This is a genomic window from Croceivirga sp. ABH4_376 (assembly GCF_056160685.1).
In genome coordinates this window covers 693,488-718,484 of the sequence record NZ_JBSWXQ010000001.1, presented here as the reverse complement: position 1 = coordinate 718,484, position 24,997 = coordinate 693,488, and the positions used below count along the sequence as shown (strand labels likewise).

The 24,997-nt window shown below is 37.3% G+C and carries 26 protein-coding genes; 15 read left to right on the top strand and 11 right to left on the bottom strand.

Annotated features, from left to right (window positions below):
- The first annotated feature begins 55 nt into the window (after nt 1–55).
- A complete protein-coding gene (locus ACXAGS_RS03190) occupies nt 56–481 on the top strand; it encodes a cupin domain-containing protein (RefSeq protein WP_474904449.1) in 426 nt (141 codons plus the stop codon).
- 18 nt (nt 482–499) lie between these two features.
- Here ACXAGS_RS03190 and ACXAGS_RS03185 read toward each other — a convergent pair whose 3' ends face one another.
- A complete protein-coding gene (locus tag ACXAGS_RS03185; RefSeq protein WP_474904447.1) occupies nt 500–1,036 on the bottom strand; it encodes a hypothetical protein in 537 nt (178 codons plus the stop codon).
- A gap of 62 nt (nt 1,037–1,098) precedes the next feature.
- Nucleotides 1,099–2,397 carry a tyrosine--tRNA ligase gene (gene tyrS / locus ACXAGS_RS03180; RefSeq protein WP_474904445.1) on the bottom strand — a complete coding sequence of 433 codons (1,299 nt, stop codon included), beginning with the start codon at nt 2,395–2,397 and terminating at the stop codon, nt 1,099–1,101.
- Nucleotides 2,398–2,483: 86 nt separating this feature from the next.
- On the opposite strand from tyrS, the gene ACXAGS_RS03175 reads away from it, so the two are divergent.
- Nucleotides 2,484–3,488: an NAD-dependent epimerase/dehydratase family protein gene (locus tag ACXAGS_RS03175; RefSeq protein WP_474904443.1), complete on the top strand. Its 1,005-nt coding sequence runs from the start codon at nt 2,484–2,486 to the stop codon at nt 3,486–3,488.
- On the opposite strand, the gene ACXAGS_RS03170 is transcribed toward ACXAGS_RS03175, so the two are convergent.
- From ACXAGS_RS03170 to ACXAGS_RS03160, 3 genes are read right to left on the bottom strand one after another with little or no spacing between them, the layout of a single operon-like run.
- A complete protein-coding gene (locus ACXAGS_RS03170; protein WP_474904441.1) occupies nt 3,475–3,909 on the bottom strand; it encodes a DUF4296 domain-containing protein in 435 nt (144 codons plus the stop codon). The two genes, ACXAGS_RS03175 and ACXAGS_RS03170, sit on opposite strands and share 14 nt — an antisense overlap.
- Nucleotides 3,910–5,244: a dihydroorotase gene (locus ACXAGS_RS03165; protein WP_474904439.1), complete on the bottom strand. Its 1,335-nt coding sequence runs from the start codon at nt 5,242–5,244 to the stop codon at nt 3,910–3,912. It lies immediately after the preceding gene.
- Nucleotides 5,245–5,973 carry a polyprenol monophosphomannose synthase gene (locus ACXAGS_RS03160; protein WP_474904437.1) on the bottom strand — a complete coding sequence of 243 codons (729 nt, stop codon included), beginning with the start codon at nt 5,971–5,973 and terminating at the stop codon, nt 5,245–5,247.
- 111 nt (nt 5,974–6,084) lie between these two features.
- On the opposite strand from ACXAGS_RS03160, the gene ACXAGS_RS03155 reads away from it, so the two are divergent.
- The 3 genes from ACXAGS_RS03155 to ACXAGS_RS03145 are packed head-to-tail and all read left to right on the top strand — an operon-like array spanning nt 6,085 to nt 9,160.
- Entirely contained in the window at nt 6,085–7,758 is a 1,674-nt protein-coding gene (locus tag ACXAGS_RS03155) for an ArnT family glycosyltransferase (protein ID WP_474904435.1), read from the top strand.
- Nucleotides 7,755–8,411 carry a DUF4271 domain-containing protein gene (locus tag ACXAGS_RS03150; protein WP_474904433.1) on the top strand — a complete coding sequence of 219 codons (657 nt, stop codon included), beginning with the start codon at nt 7,755–7,757 and terminating at the stop codon, nt 8,409–8,411. The genes ACXAGS_RS03155 and ACXAGS_RS03150 overlap by 4 nt, the downstream gene beginning before the upstream one ends.
- Before the next feature lie 5 nt (nt 8,412–8,416).
- Nucleotides 8,417–9,160, top strand: coding sequence for a uroporphyrinogen-III synthase (locus ACXAGS_RS03145; protein ID WP_010518099.1), 744 nt, complete (start codon nt 8,417–8,419; stop codon nt 9,158–9,160).
- A 69-nt stretch (nt 9,161–9,229) separates the two neighbouring features.
- Here the strand turns inward: ACXAGS_RS03145 and pckA are convergent, their stop codons facing one another.
- Nucleotides 9,230–10,846 (bottom strand): phosphoenolpyruvate carboxykinase (ATP), encoded by a 1,617-nt coding sequence (gene pckA / locus ACXAGS_RS03140; protein WP_474904431.1) that lies wholly within the window; start codon nt 10,844–10,846, stop codon nt 9,230–9,232.
- A 72-nt stretch (nt 10,847–10,918) separates the two neighbouring features.
- Nucleotides 10,919–11,302, bottom strand: a complete 384-nt coding sequence (locus ACXAGS_RS03135; RefSeq protein WP_474904430.1) for a DUF423 domain-containing protein — start codon at nt 11,300–11,302, stop codon at nt 10,919–10,921.
- 71 nt (nt 11,303–11,373) lie between these two features.
- Here ACXAGS_RS03135 and ACXAGS_RS03130 point away from each other — a divergent pair, with 71 nt between their 5' ends.
- The 5 genes from ACXAGS_RS03130 (at nt 11,374) to ACXAGS_RS03110 (ending at nt 15,810) form a co-directional block, all read left to right on the top strand.
- Entirely contained in the window at nt 11,374–12,747 is a 1,374-nt protein-coding gene (locus ACXAGS_RS03130) for a saccharopine dehydrogenase family protein (RefSeq protein WP_474904428.1), read from the top strand.
- 52 nt (nt 12,748–12,799) lie between these two features.
- Nucleotides 12,800–13,270 (top strand): Lrp/AsnC family transcriptional regulator, encoded by a 471-nt coding sequence (locus ACXAGS_RS03125; protein ID WP_010518095.1) that lies wholly within the window; start codon nt 12,800–12,802, stop codon nt 13,268–13,270.
- 159 nt (nt 13,271–13,429) lie between these two features.
- Nucleotides 13,430–14,374, top strand: coding sequence for an SDR family oxidoreductase (locus tag ACXAGS_RS03120; RefSeq protein WP_474904426.1), 945 nt, complete (start codon nt 13,430–13,432; stop codon nt 14,372–14,374).
- 9 nt (nt 14,375–14,383) lie between these two features.
- Nucleotides 14,384–15,295: a helix-turn-helix domain-containing protein gene (locus ACXAGS_RS03115; RefSeq protein ID WP_474904424.1), complete on the top strand. Its 912-nt coding sequence runs from the start codon at nt 14,384–14,386 to the stop codon at nt 15,293–15,295.
- Nucleotides 15,296–15,297: 2 nt separating this feature from the next.
- Complete coding sequence (locus ACXAGS_RS03110) at nt 15,298–15,810, top strand: hypothetical protein (protein ID WP_474904422.1); 513 nt, start codon at nt 15,298–15,300, stop codon at nt 15,808–15,810.
- 47 nt (nt 15,811–15,857) lie between these two features.
- Here the strand turns inward: ACXAGS_RS03110 and ACXAGS_RS03105 are convergent, their stop codons facing one another.
- The 3 genes from ACXAGS_RS03105 to leuS all read right to left on the bottom strand — a co-directional run bounded on the left by ACXAGS_RS03105 (nt 15,858) and on the right by leuS (nt 20,837).
- A complete protein-coding gene (locus tag ACXAGS_RS03105) occupies nt 15,858–16,565 on the bottom strand; it encodes a zinc metallopeptidase (protein WP_474904420.1) in 708 nt (235 codons plus the stop codon).
- An 87-nt stretch (nt 16,566–16,652) separates the two neighbouring features.
- Complete coding sequence (gene ald / locus ACXAGS_RS03100; protein WP_474904419.1) at nt 16,653–17,756, bottom strand: alanine dehydrogenase; 1,104 nt, start codon at nt 17,754–17,756, stop codon at nt 16,653–16,655.
- A gap of 264 nt (nt 17,757–18,020) precedes the next feature.
- Nucleotides 18,021–20,837, bottom strand: a complete 2,817-nt coding sequence (leuS, locus tag ACXAGS_RS03095; protein WP_474904417.1) for a leucine--tRNA ligase — start codon at nt 20,835–20,837, stop codon at nt 18,021–18,023.
- A gap of 90 nt (nt 20,838–20,927) precedes the next feature.
- Here leuS and ACXAGS_RS03090 point away from each other — a divergent pair, with 90 nt between their 5' ends.
- The 5 genes from ACXAGS_RS03090 to ACXAGS_RS03070 are packed head-to-tail and all read left to right on the top strand — an operon-like array spanning nt 20,928 to nt 24,358.
- Nucleotides 20,928–21,806, top strand: coding sequence for a cell division protein FtsX (locus tag ACXAGS_RS03090; protein WP_474904415.1), 879 nt, complete (start codon nt 20,928–20,930; stop codon nt 21,804–21,806).
- A gap of 9 nt (nt 21,807–21,815) precedes the next feature.
- A complete protein-coding gene (locus ACXAGS_RS03085; protein WP_474904414.1) occupies nt 21,816–22,079 on the top strand; it encodes a DUF3098 domain-containing protein in 264 nt (87 codons plus the stop codon).
- Nucleotide 22,080: 1 nt separating this feature from the next.
- The gene (locus ACXAGS_RS03080; protein WP_010518082.1) at nt 22,081–22,875 is read left to right on the top strand and encodes an undecaprenyl-diphosphate phosphatase; all 795 of its coding nucleotides are present in this window, start codon (nt 22,081–22,083) and stop codon (nt 22,873–22,875) included.
- Nucleotides 22,876–22,878: 3 nt separating this feature from the next.
- A complete protein-coding gene (truB, locus tag ACXAGS_RS03075) occupies nt 22,879–23,589 on the top strand; it encodes a tRNA pseudouridine(55) synthase TruB (RefSeq protein ID WP_474904413.1) in 711 nt (236 codons plus the stop codon).
- Nucleotides 23,590–23,641: 52 nt separating this feature from the next.
- A complete protein-coding gene (locus ACXAGS_RS03070) occupies nt 23,642–24,358 on the top strand; it encodes a hypothetical protein (RefSeq protein WP_474904411.1) in 717 nt (238 codons plus the stop codon).
- Here ACXAGS_RS03070 and ACXAGS_RS03065 read toward each other — a convergent pair.
- Nucleotides 24,341–24,970 carry a thioredoxin family protein gene (locus ACXAGS_RS03065; RefSeq protein WP_474904410.1) on the bottom strand — a complete coding sequence of 210 codons (630 nt, stop codon included), beginning with the start codon at nt 24,968–24,970 and terminating at the stop codon, nt 24,341–24,343. The two genes, ACXAGS_RS03070 and ACXAGS_RS03065, sit on opposite strands and share 18 nt — an antisense overlap.
- Nucleotides 24,971–24,997: the final 27 nt, after the last annotated feature.

The following is a 24,997-nucleotide window of genomic DNA, read 5'->3' as shown; positions in this document are numbered from 1 at the left end:
CAACTAACTGATGCTCTGCGTTTTATTAACTTTTACCTATTAAATTTTAAATAAAATGAACAGGAAAGAAGATGGGCAGAAAGTAAATGTAATTGGGGATCAACAAACGTTTAAACTTACCGGTGAAGATACGGCAGGTAAATTTACCTTAATAGAAGAAGTTAACCCTCCCAGCACCATGATTCCTCCTCATGTACATACCAAAGAAGATGAAATATTTAAAGTATTAAAAGGTAAATTGGAGGTTACCGTTGGTGAAACCACCACCATTTTAGAGGCCGGCGACCTGGCTTTTGCCCCAAAGAACATACCCCATTCTTGGAAAGTGGTAGGCAATACTAATTGTAAAACCATTTTAAGCGCTTTCCCGGCCGGAATAGGATTAATGTTTGCAGAATTGGGAGAACTACCACCAGGTAAACCAAATTTTCAAAAGGTAGCTGCAATTTGCAAAAATTATGGCATACGTTTTCTTAGCTAATAATAACTTAAAATCCCCCTATATTCCTAAAATTTTGGCGTCTACAAAGAAAACAGATTTTACTTCTATAGTGTGGTCTTGGTCAATTATTTCGTCCGTAACGGTTTTTAAACGCAACGTAAACGTATCTTTTTTAATGTAATCTTGTAAATCTATATCTGTAGTATTCAACTTTAAAGTGGCGCCAGCAAATGGATCAACTTCTTCTTCAAACGCAATTCTTTGTTCTTCTAAATTTTCTGCAGAAATAAATACCTCTATAGATTCCAAAAAACTAAAATCGCTATCCGTTGGGTCTTTTATTACTAGTTCTAAATCAATTAATTTAATTTCTTCTATTAAATCCTTTCTAGTGTCGTTCACCTCAAATTCGGATTCCGAATTGGTTTCCGTTTCTGGCGTAAATACATCAAACGGCAAATCTATTCCGGTTGTAGATGCAATGACTACTTCCTGGTTGTAGTCCATTTCAAATTTGGTTAACTCATCTATTTTATCACAACCAACAAGTGCAAAAACTGCCACAATAACTGCTAAAATCCTAAAGTGCTTCATAAAAAAAGTGGGTAATTAATTACTTAACGACCCACATTTTAAAATAGTGTATGTATTATTGTTTACTCCTTTACAACCAACACAAAGTAGTTCTTTTTACCACGTTGCAGCAACACAAACTTGTTATTGATAAGCTGATCTTTGGTAATTAAAAAATCCTCTTTCACCTTTTCCTTATTAACAGCAATAGAATTTTGCTTTAACTCACGTCTAGCCGCCCCGTTACTGTCTAAAAATCCGGTTTTGGCCGCAAGGGCACCAATCATATCCATGCCTGCTTCCAAATCTGCCATAGTAACTTCCGCCTGCGGAACACCATCAAAAACATCCAAAAAAGTCTTTTCGTTTAATTGTTTTAAATCTTCAGAAGTAGATTTTCCAAACAAAATGTTACTCGCTTTAATAGCATTGTCCAAATCTTCTTGGCTATGTACCATTACCGTAACTTCTTCTGCTAATTTTTTCTGAAGCTGTCTTAGATGTGGTGCCTCTTTATGGGCGGCCACTAAACTTTCTATCTCTTCTTGGGCAAGAAACGTGAAAATCTTAATGTATTTTTCTGCGTCTTCGTCTGATGTGTTTAGCCAATATTGGTAAAATTTGTATGGAGATGTCCTCTCCGAATCCAACCAAATATTACCACCTTCTGTTTTGCCAAACTTTGTACCGTCTGCCTTTGTTATTAACGGACAGGTTAAAGCGTAGCCCTTGCCTCCACCTATTCTTCTAATAAGCTCTGTACCGGTTGTAATATTTCCCCACTGATCACTGCCACCCATCTGTAAGGTACATTCATGTTGCTTGTACAAGTGTAAAAAATCATACCCCTGCACCAATTGATAAGTAAATTCCGTAAAAGACATCCCTTCTTTTGCATCTGCAGATAAACGTTTTTTCACAGAATCCTTGGCCATCATGTAATTTACGGTAATGTGCTTACCTACATCACGGATAAACTCCAAGAAAGAGAAATCCTTCATCCAATCATAGTTGTTCACTAAAATAGCAGCATTTGGTGCATCGCTTTCAAAATCTAAAAAACGAGCCAATTGTCCTTTTATGGCTTCTTGATTATGTCTCAAGGTGGGTTCGTCCAATAAATTACGTTCTGCAGATTTGCCAGATGGATCCCCAATCATACCCGTTGCACCACCTATCAACGCAAATGGTTTATGGCCAGCCAATTGAAAGTGACGCAACATCATTACACCAACTAAATGCCCAATATGTAACGAATCTGCCGTAGGGTCTATACCCACATATGCAGAGCGCATAGCTTCCATTAAATGTTCTTCCGTTCCGGGCATTACATCATGAAGCATTCCCCTCCAGGTTAATTCTGCTACAAAGTTCTTGGTCATAATTGTTATAATAATAATTAGCGCTGCAAATATAGAATGTTGTAGTTTCTTAGGTAAATAATATTGGCAAATAGCTAAATTTGAGTATGATTTTAGTTACAGGAGGAACAGGCTTGGTTGGGGCACATCTACTTTTTAGATTATGCGAGACCCAAGAAAGCGTTAAGGCAATTTACAGAACACCGGAAAGTCTAGAGAAAACTAAAATCTTATTTAAACTAAAAAACGCCTCATCTACACTTTTTGATAAAATTGAATGGGTACAAACCGATTTAAATGACATTGTAACGCTTGAAAAAGCCTTAAATGATGTAACACAAGTTTACCATTGCGCAGCACTTGTCTCTTTTGACCCAAAAGATGATAAGGCATTATTCCACACCAATGTAGAGGGTACCGCAAATTTGGTTAATCTATGCATTGCCAAAAAAGTAGCAAAATTGTGTTACGTAAGCTCTATAGCTGCCATTGGTTCTTCAATTGGTTCTGAATTAGCCACGGAAGAAACCGAATGGACCCAGAAAAAAAGTACTACCACCTACGCTTTAACCAAATTTTTAGGAGAATTAGAAATCTGGCGTGCATCACAAGAAGGTGTACCCGTAGTTGTGGTTAATCCTGGGGTTATTTTTGGCGCGGGTTTTTGGTCTAGTGGCAGTAATAAATTTATGGCTCACGCTTTAACAGCACCAAAGTATTATTTACCAGGAGGCACCGGATTTGTAACGGTAGACGACGTTGTGAATGCCATAACACTTTTAATGACCTCTACCATTACCAATGAACGGTTTATTTTGGTAAATAAAAACTGGACGTATAAAAAACTCTACGAAGTTTTAGCCGGTGCCTTGAACAAAACCGCCCCAAAAAACGAATTGAAACAATGGCACATAAACCTATTATGGCGTTTAGATTGGGTTAAGAGCCTTTTTAGCACCAAGCCAAGATTATTATCTAAGGCAATTGCTACTGGTTTAAAGAAAACCACCTATTACAATAACAGTAAGTTACAACAGCTAACTGAATTTAAATATTCTAACCTAACCACCTATTTAGAAGTACTTTGCAAGTTATATCTTAGTCGGAAATAGTTTCACTCTTAAGGACCTTGGGTACAAGCGTGTCCTTTAATTTTTTGTTAGCTTCCTTTATACTATCCGCCTTTCTTTTACGGTCTTCTTCCATTTTATCTGCCTTGGTCTCTAAACGGCTTAACACCTCTTTGTACATACGCTGGTAAATCAATGGTTTACTGGCATAGTAAACATCACTTTGTACAAATTGTAAACTATCTATCTGGTATTTATTAAAAAGATAGGGCATAGTTTCTATATGGTTGTCTTTAAGAATACCGGGGTTGGTTGCTTTGGCACCGTTAAGAACAGCCAAATCGTATAGCAATTCGGTCATCTTATTTTCAGGAATTAGGTTTTCTGGTGCCTCTATAACCTCCTCTTTACAACCTAAAAAGGTAAAAGCAACCAATAAGAGAACTACTACGTATTTCATCATTTATCGGTCAAAAGTTAATCGTTTGGCAAAACGCTCCTCCGCAAAATTTCCATTGTCAAAAGCCAGACCTCCATTTACCCAAGTACGCTTAACCTTGGCATTAAAAGAAGTTCCTTCTAGCGGAGACCAACCACATTTGTAAAGGATATTAGACTTGTTCACTTGCCATTTGGCATTGCTATCTAATTGTACTAAATCTGCATAATAACCTTCTTTTACAAAACCCCTTCTATCTAAATCAAATAATACTGCTGGGTTATGGCACATCTTCTCTACTACTTTTTCTAAAGTAATCTTACCTTCTATATACTTTTGAACCATGGCAGGTAACGCATGTTGTACCAATGGACCACCAGATGGCGCCTTGGTATATACATTGTCTTTTTCTTCTGCCGTATGTGGTGCATGGTCTGTTGCAATAACATCTATTCTACCATCTAACAAAGCATCCCATAATTGACTTCTATCGTCCGCTGTTTTTACGGCAGGGTTCCACTTAATTAATGTGCCCTTATTTTCATAATCCGCATCTGAAAACCACAAATGATGTATACAAACCTCAGCGGTTATTTTTTTGTCCTTTAAAGGAATATTGTTCTTAAAAAGATGGGTTTCTTTCCCCGTAGATAAATGAAAAACGTGCAAGCGAGCACCGGTTTTCTTTGCTAGTGCAATAGCCTTGGAGGAGGACAAATAACAAGCTTCCTCGCTGCGTATTATTGGGTGGTATTTAATTGGAATGTTATCTCCAAATTCTGCCTTGTATTTTGCTAAATTTTCTCTAATGGTAGTTTCATCTTCACAATGAGCAGAAATACGCATTTGGGTATTGCTAAATATTTGCTCAATAACCTGTTCGTTATCTACCAACATATTACCCGTACTGCTACCTAAGAATAATTTTACGCCAGAACAAGCATTTTTATCCAAACGCTTAAGCTCTTCTAAATTATCATTAGTACCACCAAATAAGAAAGAGTAGTTGGCAAAGGCTGTTCCTGCAGCCATTTGAAATTTGGCCTCTAATTTTTCTATGGTTGTGGTCTGCGGATTGGTGTTAGGTTGTTCCATAAAACTAGTAATACCTCCCGCAATGGCCGCTCTACTTTCTGTAGCGATATTTCCTTTGTGGGTTAATCCTGGCTCTCTAAAATGCACTTGATCATCTATAACACCCGGCAATAAAAAATTCCCTTCAAAATCTACTACCGTGGCCGTATCATGCGATAAATTTTTTCCAATTTTGGCAATAAACCCATCTTTGAGCAAAACATCAGTTTCAAATATTTCACCTTCGTTAACGGTTTTGGTATTCTTTAAAAGATATGATTTCATTTAAAAGGAATTTTTAAAAAATAGACTTCTTATACGCATACGTACAACACCAAAAATAGCCTCCCAGATAATACTAGAACTCATTTTTGACTTTCCATTAACACGGTCTGTAAAAATAATGGATACTTCTTCTATCTTAAACTTTTTAAGGTAAGCACGGTATTTCATTTCTATTTGAAAAGCATAACCCACAAACCTTACTTTATCCAAATCCAATGCAGCCAAAACGTTTCTCTTATAACAAACAAACCCAGCCGTTGGATCGTGAACTCTCATTCCCGTAATTAATTTAACATAGAAGGAGGCTCCGTAAGACAATAATATTCTTCCCAATGGCCAGTTAACTACATTAACCCCTTTTTTATATCTAGAACCTACTGCAACATCGGCACCGTTTAAGCAAGCCCTATGTAGTCTTGGCAAATCGCTTGGTTTATGGGAAAAATCCGCATCCATTTCAAAAATAAACTCATAACCGCGTGCTAATGCCCATTTAAAACCATGTATATAGGCCGTACCCAGACCAGATTTTTCTAACCGAACTTCTAGGTGCAGCTGTTTGGGAAATTCTTTTTGTAAATGTTTAACGTTGGCGGCGGTGCCATCTGGTGAATTATCGTCTACGATGAGAATATGATAATCTTTTTTGAGTTCAAAAACAGTCCTAATGATTGCTTCTATATTCTCAATTTCATTAAATGTAGGTATAATGACCAGTCCGTCTGACACTCCTAAAATATTTTAGTGCCAAAAATAGCGTTTTTAAAAGGTTTTAGGACTATTCTTCTAAGGTATTGAATTTAGGTGTTTAACTTTGCAGGCCAATACATAATACGGTTTATGAAAAAAGAGTTCCCAGCTCCCTTTTTATGGTTTTTACTTGGATGGTTACTTTTAAATATTTTACAAAGTGCTTTTACCGGGGTTATTTATGATGAAGCCTATTATTGGTATTACAGTCAAAACATGTCATGGGGCTATTTTGACCATCCACCCATGGTGGCGGCATTGATAAAACTAAGTTCGTTTTTCTTTAACGGCGAATTGGGCGTACGCTTTATGAGTACCCTTCTTAGTGCTGGCACAGCGATATTATTATGGAAATTAATAGAAGACAAAACCAAGAAAAACTACATTGCCCATTTCTTTTTGCTTTTATTCTCTATGGTTTTGTTCAACGCCTACGGTTTTTTGACTTTACCAGACACTCCACTTTTATTTTTCACCGCATTATTCCTATATGTTTACAAAGCATATTTAAACAAATCTAGCTGGCCTTTGGCCATAGCCCTTGGCCTACTCATGGCCGCTTTAATGTACAGTAAATACCACGCGGTACTTGTAATCGTATTTGTTATACTTTCTAATCTAAGACTTTTACTAGACCCTAAAGCTTGGGTGGCCGTACTAATTGCATTACTGGCATATTTTCCTCATTTGAATTGGCTTTATTTAAATGACTTTGTGACCATAAAATATCACATTTATGAAAGACCTAACCAACCATATACCTTTACCGGATTTACTTTAGGGTATATTTTAAACCTAATAGCCAATTTTGGACTGTTATTTCCATTTTTCTATTGGGCTTTAGTTAGAACTAAACCAAGAGATAAATTCACCAAGGCTTTAGTCTTTTTAGCATATGGTGTTATTGCATTTTTCTTTTTCTCTACTTTTCAAAAAAGGTCGCAGGCACAGTGGGTAATTGTACTTTGTATACCATTATTTATACTTACCTACAATTACCTTTTGCAAAATGCCAAAAGTAGAAAATGGATGGTACGATTAGGGATAGTAAGTATGGTTTTACTTTTCTATGCTAGGGCTTGGCTTATTTACCAGCCTTTATTTCCGCCTAAGGTTTTTGAAACACATTCCAAAGAATGGACCCAAAAACTGGAAGCAATTGTTGGCGATACCCCGGTTGTATTTGAAAATAGTTACAGGCGTGCACCTATGTATAGTTTTTATACCGGCAACCAATCCTTTTCCTTAAACAATATACACTACAGAAGAAACCAATATTCCATTGATAGTTCCGAGGCCAACATTCAACATAAAAAAATTGCATATGTAACCTACTATGCAAATTCTGGCGATTTCTCTTACAAACCCATTGGCAAGAACAGTAGAACGTTTTGGGGCAAGTATATAAATGATTTTAAATCGTCCAGAAAACTGCACTGTTTTGTTGAACCCGAAGAAGTTAACTTAAAGAAAAAGAATCAAATTCTTAAAATATACAATCCTTACAATCAAGATATTGCCTTAAGCCATATTAAATTAAATGTTGCCTACTTAAACGATTACAAGCAACTAAAAGAATCTAAACCTCTTGCGTATAAGCCAAAATTGAACGGCACCACTTTTTTAAAAGCAAAGGATACCACACAATTTATAATTAACTTTCCTGAACCTAAAGAAAAGAACCTAAGTTTTATTCGTTTTAGCATTGCCGAACATAATTTATTAACCGGAATTAATAGCGAAAGTATACCCATTGAAAAATGATACCAGAATTTAGAAATATTGCCTTTTTAGACTGGATTACGGTATTGTTCTTTTTAAGCCTGGTTCTTATTGCACTTGGCAAATACTTTTACAAACCTGCATTTTATGCTTTTCTAGCGTTACCCTTTAATAATAAATACATAGCGCTACATAAGAAAAAAGGGAAATTGGTAAATGGGTTTCACATTTTTCTAACCATTTTTCAATTAATTAATAACGCATTGTTACTGTATTTGGCCAAGAACCTTTTTATGGGGGTAGATTCTTTTGACCAACCCAGCTTTTATGCAATGCTATTACTCATATTATTTGCTTTTCTCATGTTAAAGCTATTTCTACAAATGGCCAATGGGTTTTTCTTTGAGAACTATGAGTTAATGACGGATACTATTTTTGAAAAATTATCTTATTGGAACTACGCAGGTCTCATTGCCTTCTTGGGCAACCTAATGCTCATCTTTGCCTTTAGAGGTTCTAAAACTTTGATAATTGTCACTTTAAGCCTAATGTTTTTGACAATTTCCATTGGATGGATCAATGGTTTACGAAATAGGCAAAATTTAATATTTTCCAACACTTTGTATTTTATTTTGTACCTTTGCGCACTTGAAATTGCACCCTTAGCAATTTTTATCGGTTATCTAAAAGGTTGAAACTTATGAAAGTAAAAACGATTTTGGTATCACAACCAGAACCGAAGATGGAAAACTCTCCGTATTCCAAATTAATTGAAAAGTCTAAAGTAAAAGTAGACTTTAGACCTTTTATACATGTAGAGGGAGAAAGTGCTAAAAGCGTTAGACAGCAAAAAATCGATTTAAATGATTACACGGCTATTATTCTAACCAGTAGAAACGCCGTAGACCATTTTTTTAGAATTGCTGACGAAATGCGTTTTAAAGTTCCAGACACGATGAAGTATTTTTGCCAGTCTGAAGCAGTTGCTTACTATTTGCAAAAATATGTGGTTTACAGAAAGCGTAAGATTTATGTAGGCCAAAGACAATTTCCAGATTTGGCCCCTATGTTTAAGAAATATAAGGACGAAAAATTCTTATTGCCATCTTCTGATTCTTTAAAGCAAATTATCCCAGATACACTAGACGAACTAAAGCTAAACTGGACAAGAGGTATCTTTTACAAGACCGTTATCAGTGACCTTTCTGACCTAAGAAACGTATACTATGATATTTTAGTTTTCTTTAGCCCATCTGGTATTGAGTCCTTGTTACACAATTTTCCGGATTTTGAACAAAACAGTACTAGAATTGCCGTATTTGGCAATAGTACGGTCAAGGCTGCCAACCAGGCCGGTTTACGAATAGATATACAGGCCCCAACACCCGAGACCCCATCTATGACCATGGCATTGCAGAAATACATTTTAGATGCCAATAAGTAATAGTTAAAACATTAAAATAAGAAACCCTCGGTATACCGAGGGTTTTCTATTTATAAACATGAGCTAGCATTAGAAGGCGTACCGCTGTGGTCCGCCCCTTCTAATTTCTTCATTCGCAAAAGGCTCAAACTTTTTAAAGTTTTCCCTAAACGCGTTGGTCAATTTAAATGCTGTCTTGTAATAAGCCTCGTCATTATTCCATGTAGCTCGTGGGCTCAACACTTCAGTTGGCACACCCGGACATTCCCTAGGTTGCGCTACCCCAAATACCGAATGTATATGGTAGGTATCATAACTATACAATCCTAAATCACCATTTAATACCGCATTGATCATTGCCCGGGTATATTTTAATTTCATTCGGGTACCAATACCGTAAGGTCCACCTGTCCATCCAGTGTTAATCAACCAAACATTAACCCCCTGTTCTTTCATTTTCTTGCTTAGCATTTCAGCATATTTTGTTGGGTGTAATGGCATAAAAGGAGCTCCAAAACAAGCAGAAAAAGAGGGTACAGGTTCTACCACACCTGCTTCTGTACCCGCCACTTTAGCCGTATAACCAGAAATAAAATGGTAAGCAGCTTGTGCAGGTGTAAGTTTAGATATTGGCGGCAACACTCCAAAGGCATCTGCCGTAAGAAAAAAGATATTTTTTACATTTTTACCTATCGAGGGCTGTTGTATGTTGTCTATGTGATAGATAGGATAACTTACCCTAGTATTCTGCGTTATAGAAGTATTGGTAAAATCTACGTTACCAGAAGCATCTAAGACTACATTTTCTAGAATAGCTCCTTTTTTTATGGCTCCGTATATTTCAGGCTCATTTTCTTTAGAAAGATTTATAACCTTGGCATAACACCCTCCCTCAAAATTAAAAACGGTGTTTTCCGGTGTCCAACCATGTTCATCATCACCAATTAATTTTCTGTTAGGATCGGTAGACAAAGTTGTTTTGCCCGTACCGGATAAACCAAAAAAGATTGCCGTATCACCGGCTTCACCCATATTGGCCGAGCAATGCATTGGTAATACATTCTTAAACGTTGGTAAGATAAAATTTAAGGCCGAAAAAATTCCTTTCTTAATTTCTCCCGTATAACCCGTACCTCCTATTAAAGCAATCTTTCTTGTAAAATTCAAAATGGCAAAGTTATGTTGCCTAGTACCATCTACTGATGGGTCTGCCATAAAACCAGGTGCATTTACCACCGTCCACTCTGGGGTAAACGTTTCTAGCTCAGTTACCGTAGGTCTTAAAAACATATTGTAAGCAAACATGTTAGACCAAGGATATTCATTAATCACCCTAATACTTAATTGATGTTTTGGCTCGGCACAAGCAAACGCATCTCTTACAAATAATTCCTTAGTGTTTAAATAAGTAATGACTTTGTCATATAATTTATCAAAAGCAGCTTCGGAAAAAGGAATATTAATATCCCCCCACCAAATTTTATCTTCTGTAATGGCATCTTTGACAATAAATCGGTCTTTAGGAGACCTTCCTGTAAATTCGCCAGTGTTCACGGCAATGGCACCAAGACTAGATACTTGGCCCATACCTTTCTCCAATGTAATCCTATGCAACTCCTCTGAAGACAATTGATAGTGAAAATTGGCATGTGAAATCCCGTAGGTTTCAAGCGAAATCGTTTTCGTGTTTAAAGCGGAATTATTCATAAAAAGTTAGTTTTTCAAGCTCAAAACTAAAGAATTATCAATTGTATTCCGACAAATAAGAGATGTATTTGTTTATTTTTTGGTTAAGACGGCAAAAAGTAAATACCCCCAACCCAATATTAAGAATAAACCACCCACAGGAGTAATCAATGCAATTTTCTTAAAATCGAATCCTGTTAATTTATTGGTAGCTAAACCATAGATAGAAAAAGAGAAGAAAATTACACCTACAACTATTAAAAAGAAAACGGTTCTTTTAGGTCCTGCCCCCACAAAATTAGTACTGCCTAAAATCAAAAGAAACAAAGCGTGGTACATCTGGTATTTAACCCCTGTTTCAAAAGTTTCCAATGCTTCTGGAGCTAAAACCTTTTTAAGTCCGTGGGCCCCAAACGCCCCTAGCACAATTGCCAAAATTCCAAAAACTATAGCTGTTACTAAAATTGTTTTATTCATAACTTTTATTTCTTTTATTTTTATATTTATAACATTAAATTGAATTCCTTTTATAAAGATACGCTAAGCCTATGAGCCATCAAATACTTGTTTTGGGTACCGGAAAATCAACTTCGTACTTATTAGATTACCTTTTAGATAAGGCTAAAGAAGAAGAACTTCACATAACCATTGCAGACCTACATCCAGAAAAACTACCAGATAAAATTCTAGAACATAGGCACACGACAATTGTAACTTTAGATATAAATGATACCGATAAGCGAACAAGATTAATACAGGAGAGTGAACTAGTAATCTCTATGTTGCCGGCATTTCTTCATATTTTGGTTGCCAAAGACTGTTTAGCCGCTGGCAAGCATTTAGTTACCGCTTCTTACGTGAGTGATGCGTTACAGTTACTAGATACCGAAGTAAAACAAAAAGGATTGGTATTTATGAACGAAATTGGTCTAGATCCCGGTATAGACCATATGAGTGCAATGGAAGTTATTGACCGGATTAGGGACAATGGGGGTAAAATGTTATTGTTCGAATCTTTTTGTGGTGGCCTAGTGGCACCAGAAGACGATACTAATTTGTGGAACTATAAATTTACCTGGAACCCAAGAAATGTTGTAATTGCCGGCCAAGGTGGTACGGCAAAATTTATACAGGAAGGTACCTACAAATACATTCCTTATCATAAACTATTTAGAAGAACTGAATTTTTAGATGTAGAAGGCTATGGTAAGTTTGAAGCTTACGCCAATAGAGACTCTTTAAAATATAGAGAGGCTTATGGCCTACAAGATGTTCTAACCTTATATCGTGGTACCATGCGCCGTGTTGGCTTCTCTAAAGCGTGGCAAATGTTTGTACAATTAGGAATGACGGAGGATAGCTACCAAATTGAAAACTCTAAAGGAATGACCTTTAGAGAATTTACCAACCTGTTTTTACCCTATTCGCCCACAGACAGCGTAGAACTTAAACTGCGTCATTATTTAAAAATTGACCAAGATGATATTATGTGGGAGAAGCTAATGGAACTGCACCTTTTTAGTCACACAAAAACAATTCCGCTAGCCAATGCTACGCCTGCTCAAGTATTACAATATATTTTAGAGCAAAACTGGACCCTACAAGATGGCGAAAAGGATATGATTGTAATGTACCATAAATTTGGTTATGAACTTGATGGTAAAAAATTTCAGATAGATGCCAACATGGTAGTTAAAGGGGAAGATCAAACATATACCGCAATGGCAAAAACCGTTGGGCTGCCCGTGGCAATAGCTGCATTAAAAATTATTAAAGGAGAAATAAATACTCCTGGTGTTCAAATACCAATCAGCAAAGAAGTCTATAGACCTATACTTGACGAGTTAAAAAATTACAACATACTATTTAGAGAACATCAAGTGCCGTATTTAGGGTACAATCCAGACTCTGTGGCCGGTTAGTTATACTTTAAAACTTCTACCCTATATTTGAACATCAGATTACAACAAAAGCATGAGAAAAACCAATAATCTCTTAGAACTAGATGGCATAGATAAAAAAATCTTAAGACATTTAATGGAAGATGCCCGTAAACCTATTTTAGAAATAGCACGGAAAATTGGTATTTCTGGCGCAGCCATACACCAACGTTTGCGCAAACTAGAAAGTACAGGGGTAATCTCTGGCTCTAAATTTGTAATTAACCCAAGGGTTTTAGGATATACCACCATGGCATACATTGGTATTTATTTGGACCGTGCCATGAGCAATCCAAGAGCTGTGGGCGATTTGAAAAAAATTCCAGAGGTTCTAGAATGCCACTATACTACCGGTAATTGGTCTATACTTATAAAAGTGTTGTGCATGGACAATGAACATTTAATGCAGGTGTTAAATAAGAAGATTCAAGCTATAGAGGGGGTATCAAGAACAGAGACTTTCATCTCTCTAGATCAGCAAATAGATAGGCAGATTTCCATTTAATGAACTCAGAAAGGAAATACATCAAGGTTAAAAGAAGTTTTGCTATTCTCCAATAAATAATCCACCAAAAAGTATACAATATCTGAAAAATTGTATACGCCCGCAACCTATTACTTGCCAGAACTTTGCCATAGAAATTAAAACCCAAAAAGCATGGCAATGCAAAAAAATCAATTTGGCAAAAAAGGTTGGACCCCAGAGTTAATGGCGGATCAAACCGGAAAAACATTTGTAATTACCGGCACAACTAGCGGTACAGGTTTTGAAGCTACACGTATTTTACTTTCTAAGGGTGCAAGAGTTATTATGCTCAACAGAAATCCTAAAAAGTCTGAAGTAGCTATTACTAGCTTAAAAGAACAGCTTGGAGCCCATATAGCTGTAGAAGCAATACAGATGGATTTAAGCTCACAAGCATCTGTAAAAGAAGCGGCTGCAAACGTGATAGCAATTACCAATCAGATTGATGCTTTAATATGTAATGCTGCCATAGCCCAAGTGCCCAAACGGCAGCTAATAGAAAACGACTGGGAAAGTCAAATGGGAGTTAATTATTTTGGCCATTATACCTTACAAGCACTGTTGTTCCCGTTACTAGAAAAATCTAAAGGACGCATAGTTTCTGTAGGTAGCATGGGCTACGATATGGGGTTAAAGACCATTAAATTTAACGACCTAAACTGGGAGAATGATTACACCCCAAACGACGCTTACAGCCAAAGTAAGCTAGCCCAAATAATGACAATTTACGAGCTGCAGAACAAACTAAAAAAAGCAGGAAACACCTCTGTAAAAGTTTATGCTTGCCATCCTGGAGCATCTAGAACAAGTCTTATTAGTAATAGCGGCAGTCTTATGATGAAGATTATGTTTTTCTTAATGAAACCGCTAACCCAATCTGCAGAAAAAGGCGCATACCCGGCGTTACTTTGTGCCACAGAACCTCAACTAGACCAACAAGGTTTTTATGGCCCAACAGGAAGAAGTAATTGGGTTGGTCCAGTAGGTGCACACCCTATAAAAGCACATGCAAAAGACAAAGCTGTAGCAGAAAAATTATGGACATTATCAGAAAAAGAAACAGGTGTAATTTGGAATATTTAACTTAAGGGTATGCAACACTTTAAAACACTTGCCGCTTATTTGGATTATTTAGGCTTACCAAGGTCAGAGCATCCTATGCTTAGCGTATTTAATGCTAAGGGCGATGGCAATTTACCTTGCCCAAGAGAGAGTTCGCCACCAATAACAAATGATTGTTATTCCATTAGTTTTAAAAAGTATGTAACTGGCAACTTAAATTATGGCCGCACCAAATACGATTTTACAAACGGCGCCTTAATTTTTATTGCACCTAGGCAGGTTTTGCAATGGGATAATAGTGTGGTTTTTGAACAAAAAGGCTTTTCTATCAATTTTCATGAAGATTTTTTAAAAGGCACCACGCTCGCACATCAAATTAAAAAATATGGTTTCTTTTCATATTCTATTAATGAAGCTTTACACTTATCACCCAAAGAAGAGAACCAATTAGAAACTATTGTAGACAACATAGAAATAGAATACCAAAATAACCAAGATGCTTTTAGCAAAGACATCATTATTTCGCAATTAGATACCTTGCTTAAATATGCTAATCGCTTTTACGAACGGCAATTCATCAATAGAAAGGAATTGGCGAACGATTTATTGACAGCTTTTAATCAGCATTTAGCGGATTATGTAGAATCTGGTCAGTTAAAAGAAAATGGCATTCCTAGTATTGAACAGTTGGCAGATAAACTTTCGGTATCGCAACGCTATTTGAGCGATACCCTGAAAAAAGAAACGGGAAAAACCACTACGGAACATTTGCAATTGCAGTTAATTGGCGAAGCCAAAAATAGATTATTGCAACCCCACAAAACCGTGGCAGAAGTAGCTTATGAGTTAGGTTTTGAGTACCCACCTTACTTTTCTAGGTTGTTTAAAAAGAAAGAAGGTATAAGTCCGACAGAATACCGAGAAAAATACAAATTAAATTAACTATGGAATTATTAAAATTAGCTACAGAATGGGCAAAAGCTGAAGTATTCTCTACCCGATTCTTTATTTATTTTGCACTATTGTTTTTAGTTGCCAGTGTAGGCTTCTGGCAATTGGGCAAGACCGATATTGCCAAGGCATACACCATTCCATTATTTGTGGCAGGGCTTTTATTATTAACCATTGGGTTGGGTTTGTTTTACACCAATAAAACCAGAATTACCCAATTTGAAAAAGCATATACCACGGATGCCGCAGCATTTAAGGATGCTGAAATTAGTAGAGCGCAAAGCACGCTTAAAGAATACAACACCATAGTTTTCAAGGCCATTCCCTTTCTTATAATTATAGCTGCTTTGTGTATCGTGTTTTTTGAAGGTCCTAAGTGGCGCGCATACAGTATAACTGCCATTGCTATGCTTATCGTAATTTTACTGGTAGATGGAACCGCTCATGCACGAATGACCAATTATTACCAACAACTTAAGAGCTTGGAAACAATACGGCATAAATAAAAAAACCCGCCTAGTTAGGCGGGTTCTATTTTCAACTACTAGATGTCTTAATCTCTATTACTAGCACCTGCCACACGCATAGCAAAGTACAATAACGTAGCTAATGCTGAAATAGCAGCTACAACATACGTTCTGGCCGCCCATTTTAGGGCATCCTCAGAACCTTTATACTCTTGAGGCGTAACTATATTTTTGTTTTTTAACCAAGCTAAGGCCCTGTTACTAGCATCATATTCTACAGGCAAGGTTATAAAACTAAATAACGTTCCCATACCATATAGCGCTACACCAACCCAAGCAATAGTACCACCTATAGCTGTAGTACCCATTAACGCCAAACCTCCAAATATTACCCACATGGACAAATTAGAAGTTACGCTTAAAACAGGAACTAATTTAGAACGCATGGTTAACCAAGAGTAGGCCGTTGCATGTTGCACCGCATGCCCTACTTCATGGGCTGCCACTGCAGCTGCCGCTGCATTACGCTGACTGTAGACCGCTTCACTTAAATTAACCGTTTTATTGGTAGGATTATAATGGTCTGTTAGCCTTCCGCTAGTACTAATTACTTTAACATCCCTAATACCATGATCATCCAACATTTTCTGAGCAATTTCCGCACCACTCATTCCATTTTGTAAATGTACTTTTGAGTAGTGGTTAAACTTACTTTTTAATTTATTGCCAACCAGCATGCTGATAATTCCAAATACAGCAGCGATTAAAATATATCCTATATCAAAACCAAACATATGTATAAATTTTATAACTAAATATAGCTATAAAAAGCAAAAACCCCGCCAAAATAGACGGGGATTGAATTAGCTGACAAATTGTTCTTAAATAGTTATTGGGGTCCTCCAATTAAAGGCTTCTACAATTTCCTTATAGACCACCTCACCTTCTACTATATTTAATCCTTTTTCTAAGGCCTTGTCTGCCCTACAAGCAGACTGCCAACCTTTATTGGCCAATTTTAACACATAAGGTAGGGTTACATTAGTTAAAGCTACTGTACTGGTATAGGGTACGGCACCCGGCATGTTGGCCACACAATAATGCACCACGTCATCTATAATATAGGTTGGGTTCTCGTGCGTAGTGGCCTTGGTTGTCTCCACGCAACCACCTTGGTCTACGGCTACATCTACAATTACCGTACCTGGCCTCATTTCTTTAAGCATATCTTTAGTAATAAGGTTAGGTGCTTTTTTACCTTTTAGCAACACCCCGCCTACAATTAAATCATGCGTTTTAATATGTTTTCTAATATTAAATTCGTTAGAAAATTCTGTTACCACATGGGGCGGCATTACATCATTTACATAACGCAACCTTTTCATGTTCACGTCCATTATGGTTACATGTGCACCTAGGCCAGCTGCCATTTTAGCAGCTTGTATACCAACAACTCCTGCTCCTAAAACCAATACTTTACCTGGCGTTACGCCTGGTACACCCCCTAATAACACACCTCTACCTTTGGCAGGTTTTTCCAAATATTTAGCCCCCTGTTGTATGGCCATACGCCCGGCCACCTCGCTCATAGGCGTTAATAGGGGCAAACTTCCTTCCTCATCTTCTACAGTTTCATAGGCTATACAAATAGATTTGCTGGCTATCATAGCCTTTGTTAAGCGTTCGCTAGAAGCAAAATGAAAATAGGTAAATACTATTTGTCCTTTTTGTATCAACCCATATTCTTCAGCTATGGGTTCTTTAACCTTCACAATCATATCGCTCATAGCATAAACCTGACCAATAGTATCTAAAATGGTAGCTCCAGCTTGTTGATAATCATGATTAAAGAAGCCACTGCCTTCTCCCGCTCCAGATTGCACATACACTTTGTGGTTGTTCTTAACCAATTCAAAAACACCAGCGGGGGTCATCCCCACCCTGCTTTCATTGTTTTTAATTTCTTTTGGAACACCTACAATCATTTTGATAAAGATTTTGATTTATGGGTCAAAATTGAAAATAATTTATACGAAAAACAAAACAACCCTGTTATTTTTAGGGTTTAAAACGATAAAAAACATCTTTTATCATTTTTTACCCTATTTTTTTAGGGGGTATAGTATTTTATAAAATGTTTTATTGTACATTTACCCCAGATTTAATCGACTTTTTAAATTGAAAACAAAAACCCCCTCCAATTCCATGGAGGGGGTTTTACTTTTTTAAGAGTTGAAACTTAACTATTCCTACCCAACTATATTCACTATTTTACCTGGAACAACTATTACCTTTTTAGGAGTTCTACCTTGCAAATAGTCTTGAGTTTTATCATGCGCCATTACCACCTTCTCTATTTCCTCTTTAGACATATCCAAAGGCAGTTCTAATTTAAAACGAAGCTTTCCATTGAAAGATATGGGGTACTCCTTACTACTTTCTACCAAGTACTTTTCTTCAAAAACAGGGAAAGCCGCTTCTGCAATAGAAGTCGTATTCCCTAAGACTTGCCATAACTCCTCTGCAATATGAGGGGCGTAAGGCGAAACTAGCACCGCTAAAGGTGATAAGATTTCTTTACTCTGGCATTTTTGAGCAGTTAGCTCATTAACGCAGATCATAAAAGTAGCTACCGACGTATTGAAGCTAAAGTTCTCTATATCCTCTTCTACCTTCTTTATGGTTTTGTGCAAGGTTTTTAGATTGTCTTTACTTGGAGCAACTTCTGCAACTTCGCCTTCCATAAAAGGTGTGTATAATTTCCAAAATTTCTTAAGGAAACCGTGCACGCCCGTAATACCTGCGGTGTTCCATGGCTTGGATTGCTCTAAAGGTCCTAAGAACATCTCGTACAGACGTAATGAATCTGCTCCGTATTCTTCGCAAATGGCATCTGGGTTTACTACGTTGTATTTGGATTTAGACATCTTTTCTACCTCCCTACCCACTACATACACACCTTCTTCCAATAAAAATTCAGCATCTTTGAATTCTGGCCTCCAAGCTTTAAACCCTTCAACATCTAATTCATCACTCGCATTAACCAGAGAAACATCTGCGTGGATTGGGTTAACTTTTTTATCACCTACCAAATTCTTAGAATATATGGTATTGCTCTCTGTGTCTTTATACACAAAAGCACTAGTCCCGGTAATCATTCCTTGGTTAATCAGCTTTTTAGCAAACTCATCCACAGGCACAAAACCCCTATCAAACAAGAATTTCTGCCAAAACCTAGCGTACAATAAATGGCCCGTAGCATGCTCGCTACCCCCAATATAAAGGTCTACTTCTTTCCAATAGTTCACCGCTTCTTTGCTATAAATAGCAGCGTCGTTTCTTGGGTCCATATACCTATTAAAGTATTGGCTACTCCCTGCCCAACCCGGCATAGTGTTCAATTCTAAGGCAAAAATGGTTTTGTTATCAATAGCATCATTAGCCACTACTTTTGCCTTGGCAACATCCCAAGCCCAAGTGTTAGCGTTGCCCAAAGGTGGTTCCCCGGTTTCTGTAGGTAAATACTTTTCTACTTCTGGCAAGGCTATTGGCAAATGCTCTTCGGCTATCATTTGCGGCAAACCGTCTGCATCATAATACACCGGAAACGGCTCTCCCCAATAGCGCTGACGACTAAAAACAGCATCGCGCAGGCGGTAATTTATCTTTCCTTTACCTTGCCCTATAGCCTCTAATTCTGCAATAGCTTTTTTAGTAGCTTCTTTATAGGACAATCCATTTAAAAAGTCTGAATTTGCAATTACCGTACTGGCTTTATCTGCAAACGCTTCCTCAGAAATATCTACGCCATCAAAAATATTTGGAATGGGAATATTAAAATGTTTGGCAAAATCATAATCTCTTTGATCCCCGCAAGGAACCGCCATAACTGCACCTGTACCGTAGCTGGCCAATACATAATCGCCAATCCAAATAGGGATAGGTCCTTTGGTAAATGGATGCTCTGCATAAGCTCCCGTGAAGGCACCAGAAATAGTTTTTACATCTGCCATACGGTCGCGTTCAGAGCGTTTTGCGGTTGCTTCTACGTACGCTTCAATTTCTGCCTTTTGAGCAGGGGTGGTAATTGCGGCCACCAACGGATGTTCTGGAGCCAAGGTCATAAAAGACACACCAAAAATAGTATCTGGCCTAGTAGTAAATACTTCTATATTGGCTTCGTAATCCTTTACTTTAAAAGTTACGGATGCACCTTCTGACCTACCTATCCAATTAGTTTGCGAATCTTTTAACGGCTGCGGCCAATCTATCTTATCCAAACCATCTAATAATCGCTGTGCATAAGCGGTGATTCGCATCATCCACTGGGTCATCTTCTTACGCACTACTTCATGCCCCCCACGCTCAGAAACACCATTTACTATTTCGTCATTGGCCAATACCGTTCCAAGTGCAGGGCACCAGTTTACTTCAGCATCTGCCAAATAAGTTAACCTGTATTTTAGTAAGATATGTTCTTGGGCCGCTTTATCCATCGCTACCCACTCTTTGGCTGTAAAACTTGGCACATCTTCGTCACAAACCGCTTTTACCGTTTTATTTCCATCCTTCTCAAATACGGCAACCAACTCTTCAATAGGTTTAGCCTTATCCGCAACAACATCATACCAAGAATTAAACAGTTGAATAAAAATCCACTGTGTCCATTTGTAATATTCAGGATTAGAAGTACGCACTTCACGGCTCCAATCAAAAGAAAAACCAATACGGTCTAACTGCTCACGGTATCTATTAATATTGGTTTCCGTGGTAATTGCAGGGTGTTGCCCTGTTTGTATGGCATACTGCTCTGCAGGCAACCCAAAAGAATCGTACCCCATTGGGTGTAACACGTTAAATCCTTTGTGTCTTTTGTAGCGTGCATAAATATCGCCGGCAATATAGCCTAGCGGATGCCCAACATGCAACCCAGCCCCAGAAGGGTAAGGAAACATAGAGAGCGTATAGTATTTTGGTTTTTCAGAATTGTTCTGGGCTTTAAAGGTTTCGTTTTTGGCCCAGTATTCTTGCCATTTCTTCTCAATCTTCTGAAAATCGTAATTCATGGTTAAAGTCTTCTTTTCTGATGCGCAAAAATAGGGGTAATCCCTTTAAAACCGATTTACTTTTCTATTTTTACGTTATCAATTTGATACATGAGCGAATATATTGAAAGATATCAGCGGAGACGATTGGTCTCTTCTTACTTTTCTGTAGTGTTAAGTATAGCACTAGTGCTTTTTCTTTTAGGGGTTTTGGGCCTTTTGGTATTGAATACCAAAAAAATGGCAGACCATTTTAAAGAACAGATTACTATTTCGGTCTTTCTAAAAGATAATGCCAAAACGGTAGAAATTGACCAATTGCAAAAGAGCTTGGCAATGGCAGAATACACTAAATCTGCCATTTATGTATCCAAAGAGGACGCCGCGGAGCAATACAGCGAAGATATTGGCGAAAATTTTCAAGACTTTTTAGGTTATAATCCGCTTAAAAATTCGGTAGACGTAAATTTAAACGCTGCTTTTGTTACCCCGGAACAAGTAGCTCAAATCGCAACAGAATTACAAGAACGTTCCTATGTGGAAGAAGTGAGTTATGACAAACCTTTGGTCACCCTTTTAACAGATAACGTTAAACGCTTAAGTCTTTGGATTTTAGTAGCCAGTGCTATTTTTACCATTATTGCCGTACTGCTTATAAACAGTTCTATTAGGCTATCTATTTACGCTAGACGCTTTATCATAAAAACCATGCAGATGGTTGGAGCAACAAAAAAGTTTATTAGACAGCCATTTATCCTTACTAATTTAAAACTTGGTCTTATTGGGGCACTCATAGCCATAGGTGCTTTAGCCATTAGCCTATTTTATGTTGACAAGAATTTTCCTGAACTTAATCTGTTTAGCGATGTTCCAATGTTGGCAATCTTATTTTCTAGTGTATTGTTAATGGGTTTGCTAATTTCCTTTTTAAGCACCTATTTTGCCACACAACGATTTTTAAATTTAAGGACAGACGATCTTTATTATTAAATTTGCCACATGGGTAAGAATAAAAACACACCACAAGAAGACAAAAAGCAATTTATTTTTAAAAAGAAGAACTATACCTTTTTATTTATTGGATTGGCTTTTATTACCGTAGGCTTTATTTTAATGAGTGGTGGTGGCAGTGATGACCCCAATGTATTTAATCCGGAAATCTACAATTTCCGTAGGATTAGATTGGCACCTACTCTAGTCCTTATCGGATTGGGAATTCAGGTTTATGCCATTTTGTTGAATCCAGACAAAAAGAAAGATTAATTTGGAAATAATAGACGCTATTATTCTTGGTATTATCCAAGGATTAACTGAATTTTTACCTGTTTCTTCTAGTGGTCATTTAGAACTTGGCAAAGCAATTTTAGGGGCACAAGCCATACCAGAAGAAAGTTTGCTTTTTACGGTGGTCTTACATTTTGCTACAGCTTTAAGCACCTTGGTCATATTTAGAAAAGATGTTCTTGAGATTTTAAAGGGCTTGTTTCAATTTAAATGGAACGAACAGACCGAATTTAGCCTCAAGATTATTATTTCCATGATACCTGCGGCTTTTGTAGGCTTCTTTTTAGAAGATTATATGGAGGTCTTTTTTGATGGTGCCATATTAATTGTAGGAGTTATGCTCTTAGTAACTGCCATATTGTTGTACTTGGCAGATATGTCTAAAACCACCAACAAAGACGTGTCTTACCGCAGTGCCTTTGTAATAGGATTAGCGCAAATGGTAGCCATGTTACCGGGTATATCTAGGAGTGGAGCCACCATTTCCACATCGGTTATTTTAGGCATAGACAAGACTAAATCTGCACGCTTCTCTTTCTTAATGGTAGTACCATTAATATTGGGTAAGGTAGCCAAAGATTTTTTAAGCGGTGATATTGCTTTTGAAAGTTCTCAAATGGGAGCCATGGGAGCTGGTTTTATAGCTGCTTTTGTTGCAGGTTTAGCAGCTTGTACTTGGATGATCAAACTGGTTAAACAAAGTAAGCTTACCTATTTTGCCATTTATTGTTTGGTTGTAGGTCTAATTGCCATAGGCTGGAGCATTTGGGGGTAAATTATGGTTAACTGGACTAAGGAAGATTTTTTAAACGGACAAACCCTTTTAATAGACAAACCCCTTAACTGGAGTTCTTTTCAAGCGGTTAACGCACTTAAATGGGCCATCAGAAAAAAATTTGACCTTAATAAAAAATTTAAAATTGGCCACGCAGGCACCTTAGACCCCTTAGCTACTGGACTCTTATTAATCTGTACGGGAAAACACACAAAGACCATACCTTCTTTACAAGGACAAGAAAAAGAATACACCGGCATAATTACGCTTGGAGCCACAACACCTTCTTATGACTTGGAGACGGAAATTGATCAGACGTTTTCTACGCACCATATTACCGAAACGCTAATTAAAGCAACAACCGCTAAATTTTTGGGCGAAATAGACCAACGACCGCCTATTTTTTCAGCCTTAAAAAAAGATGGAAAACGATTGTATGAGCATGCACGTAAGGGCGAAACGGTAGCTATACCAACAAGAAAAATTACCATTTCCGCGTTTGAAATAACCTTGATAGACCAATTAAACGTGCACTTTAGAGTTAGCTGTAGTAAAGGCACCTATATACGTTCTTTAGCACACGATTTTGGGCAAGCTTTACAAACAGGCGGACATTTAACAGCATTAAGAAGAACCAAAATAGGTACTTTTAACGTAGATAATGCACAGACCCCGGAAGAATTTAAACTGCATTTAGGCGAAAAACAGGCCTAACAACCAACCCTATAACATAATATTTTAATCAATTTGGGGTTATAAATACACCATGGATTTAAATAGAAAGCAATTATCCCTTTTAATCACCATTTTTACAATGGCTATTATTCTATTGCTTTTTTACAACATTAGATTGGGACAACAGCAAGAAGAGGAATACGTAGTTGAAATGGCTGTTTTGGATGATGAAGAACTAGAAGAACTTTTAGAAGAAAAACCTGAATTAAAGGAGATAGCGCAGGCAGAGTCCGTAAAGAGCCATAGAGCTTTTAACGAAACGGCCAAACCTAGCTACGGAAATCCGGAACCACTTAAAACTTTAGAGGAGTTAATGCAAGAGCGGGCTCTTACCAGCCAAAATAATGGCACAACAGATTCTGATGGTTTTGCAGAAAGGGTGAAAGAGTTAGCAAAAAAGCGAGAAGAACAAAAACAGTTACTGGGCGAACGGGAAGCAGACAAAAAAACCTTTACCAACAATTTAAAGGAAAAGAGAACCTCAATTTCATACTCTTTAGTGGATCGTAACGCTTATCATTTACCTCCTCCAATATATACCTGCATTGAAGGTGGTAAAGTTGTAATAAACATAAATGTAGATAAAAACGGATACGTTACCGATGCCAATTTTAACCAAAAAAGCTCTACTACGAACAATTATTGCTTAATAGAAAATGCAATTGCATATGCCTTGCAAGCCGAATTTAGTAATGGCTCCACAGATTCTCAAATTGGCACTATTACCTATTTATTTCAAAGCAAGTAGTAGGTCTCTTAAATCCTTAAAAACATCCTCTCCTTTGTCTTTATTGTAGAACACCTGCAAGTCTTGTTTAAATTCTGCTGTTAGCAAGCCGTAATTCTCTTTTTGGCTTTTTACCATTGCGGTAGGTTTAGTAGACCTAGGGCCCCATGTTCCCAACACCTTATTGGTGGCTTTCTCTAACATAATAAGCTTAGGTATAGATTTAGAACCATTGGTTAAAAATTGGTCCATTAATTCCGGGTTTTCATCCCTAAAAACCAATTGTAGCTCCAAATTGTCCACAGCTTCTGCCACTTTTGAAATTACAGGAATACTAGGAGCAGCATCACCACACCAACTTTCTGTAATCACTAACCAAACCAGCTGCTTTTCAACTTTAGGCAAAGATTGCAAATACCCTTCTGGAAATTTTAGAGTTTTATCCCAACGTTTCATACGCTTATTGTTCAGCTGGGTGTAATTGGCCAAAGCTTCCGTTTTTTCTAAACCTGAATTTGAATTGTAGTCTACCAAACCTTGTATCAATTTCCTGTAGGTTGTGTAGTCTATTGCTTTTTCCAGGCTTTCTGCAAGTATAAGTGCAATTTTATCTTGTAAAGTAGTCGTCTCCATAGTTTCCGTTTTTACAAAAGTAATGTC

Coding starts and splice junctions, on each gene's coding strand:
- ACXAGS_RS03190 (WP_474904449.1), top strand. CDS start 56: ATGAACAGGAAAGAAGATGGGCAGAAAGTAAATGTAATTGGGGATCAA.
- ACXAGS_RS03185 (WP_474904447.1), bottom strand. CDS start 1,036: ATGAAGCACTTTAGGATTTTAGCAGTTATTGTGGCAGTTTTTGCACTT.
- tyrS (WP_474904445.1), bottom strand. CDS start 2,397: ATGACCAAGAACTTTGTAGCAGAATTAACCTGGAGGGGAATGCTTCAT.
- ACXAGS_RS03175 (WP_474904443.1), top strand. CDS start 2,484: ATGATTTTAGTTACAGGAGGAACAGGCTTGGTTGGGGCACATCTACTT.
- ACXAGS_RS03170 (WP_474904441.1), bottom strand. CDS start 3,909: ATGATGAAATACGTAGTAGTTCTCTTATTGGTTGCTTTTACCTTTTTA.
- ACXAGS_RS03165 (WP_474904439.1), bottom strand. CDS start 5,244: ATGAAATCATATCTTTTAAAGAATACCAAAACCGTTAACGAAGGTGAA.
- ACXAGS_RS03155 (WP_474904435.1), top strand. CDS start 6,085: ATGAAAAAAGAGTTCCCAGCTCCCTTTTTATGGTTTTTACTTGGATGG.
- ACXAGS_RS03150 (WP_474904433.1), top strand. CDS start 7,755: ATGATACCAGAATTTAGAAATATTGCCTTTTTAGACTGGATTACGGTA.
- ACXAGS_RS03145 (WP_010518099.1), top strand. CDS start 8,417: ATGAAAGTAAAAACGATTTTGGTATCACAACCAGAACCGAAGATGGAA.
- pckA (WP_474904431.1), bottom strand. CDS start 10,846: ATGAATAATTCCGCTTTAAACACGAAAACGATTTCGCTTGAAACCTAC.
- ACXAGS_RS03135 (WP_474904430.1), bottom strand. CDS start 11,302: ATGAATAAAACAATTTTAGTAACAGCTATAGTTTTTGGAATTTTGGCA.
- ACXAGS_RS03130 (WP_474904428.1), top strand. CDS start 11,374: ATGAGCCATCAAATACTTGTTTTGGGTACCGGAAAATCAACTTCGTAC.
- ACXAGS_RS03125 (WP_010518095.1), top strand. CDS start 12,800: ATGAGAAAAACCAATAATCTCTTAGAACTAGATGGCATAGATAAAAAA.
- ACXAGS_RS03120 (WP_474904426.1), top strand. CDS start 13,430: ATGCAAAAAAATCAATTTGGCAAAAAAGGTTGGACCCCAGAGTTAATG.
- ACXAGS_RS03115 (WP_474904424.1), top strand. CDS start 14,384: ATGCAACACTTTAAAACACTTGCCGCTTATTTGGATTATTTAGGCTTA.
- ACXAGS_RS03110 (WP_474904422.1), top strand. CDS start 15,298: ATGGAATTATTAAAATTAGCTACAGAATGGGCAAAAGCTGAAGTATTC.
- ACXAGS_RS03105 (WP_474904420.1), bottom strand. CDS start 16,565: ATGTTTGGTTTTGATATAGGATATATTTTAATCGCTGCTGTATTTGGA.
- ald (WP_474904419.1), bottom strand. CDS start 17,756: ATGATTGTAGGTGTTCCAAAAGAAATTAAAAACAATGAAAGCAGGGTG.
- leuS (WP_474904417.1), bottom strand. CDS start 20,837: ATGAATTACGATTTTCAGAAGATTGAGAAGAAATGGCAAGAATACTGG.
- ACXAGS_RS03090 (WP_474904415.1), top strand. CDS start 20,928: ATGAGCGAATATATTGAAAGATATCAGCGGAGACGATTGGTCTCTTCT.
- ACXAGS_RS03085 (WP_474904414.1), top strand. CDS start 21,816: ATGGGTAAGAATAAAAACACACCACAAGAAGACAAAAAGCAATTTATT.
- truB (WP_474904413.1), top strand. CDS start 22,879: ATGGTTAACTGGACTAAGGAAGATTTTTTAAACGGACAAACCCTTTTA.
- ACXAGS_RS03070 (WP_474904411.1), top strand. CDS start 23,642: ATGGATTTAAATAGAAAGCAATTATCCCTTTTAATCACCATTTTTACA.
- ACXAGS_RS03065 (WP_474904410.1), bottom strand. CDS start 24,970: ATGGAGACGACTACTTTACAAGATAAAATTGCACTTATACTTGCAGAA.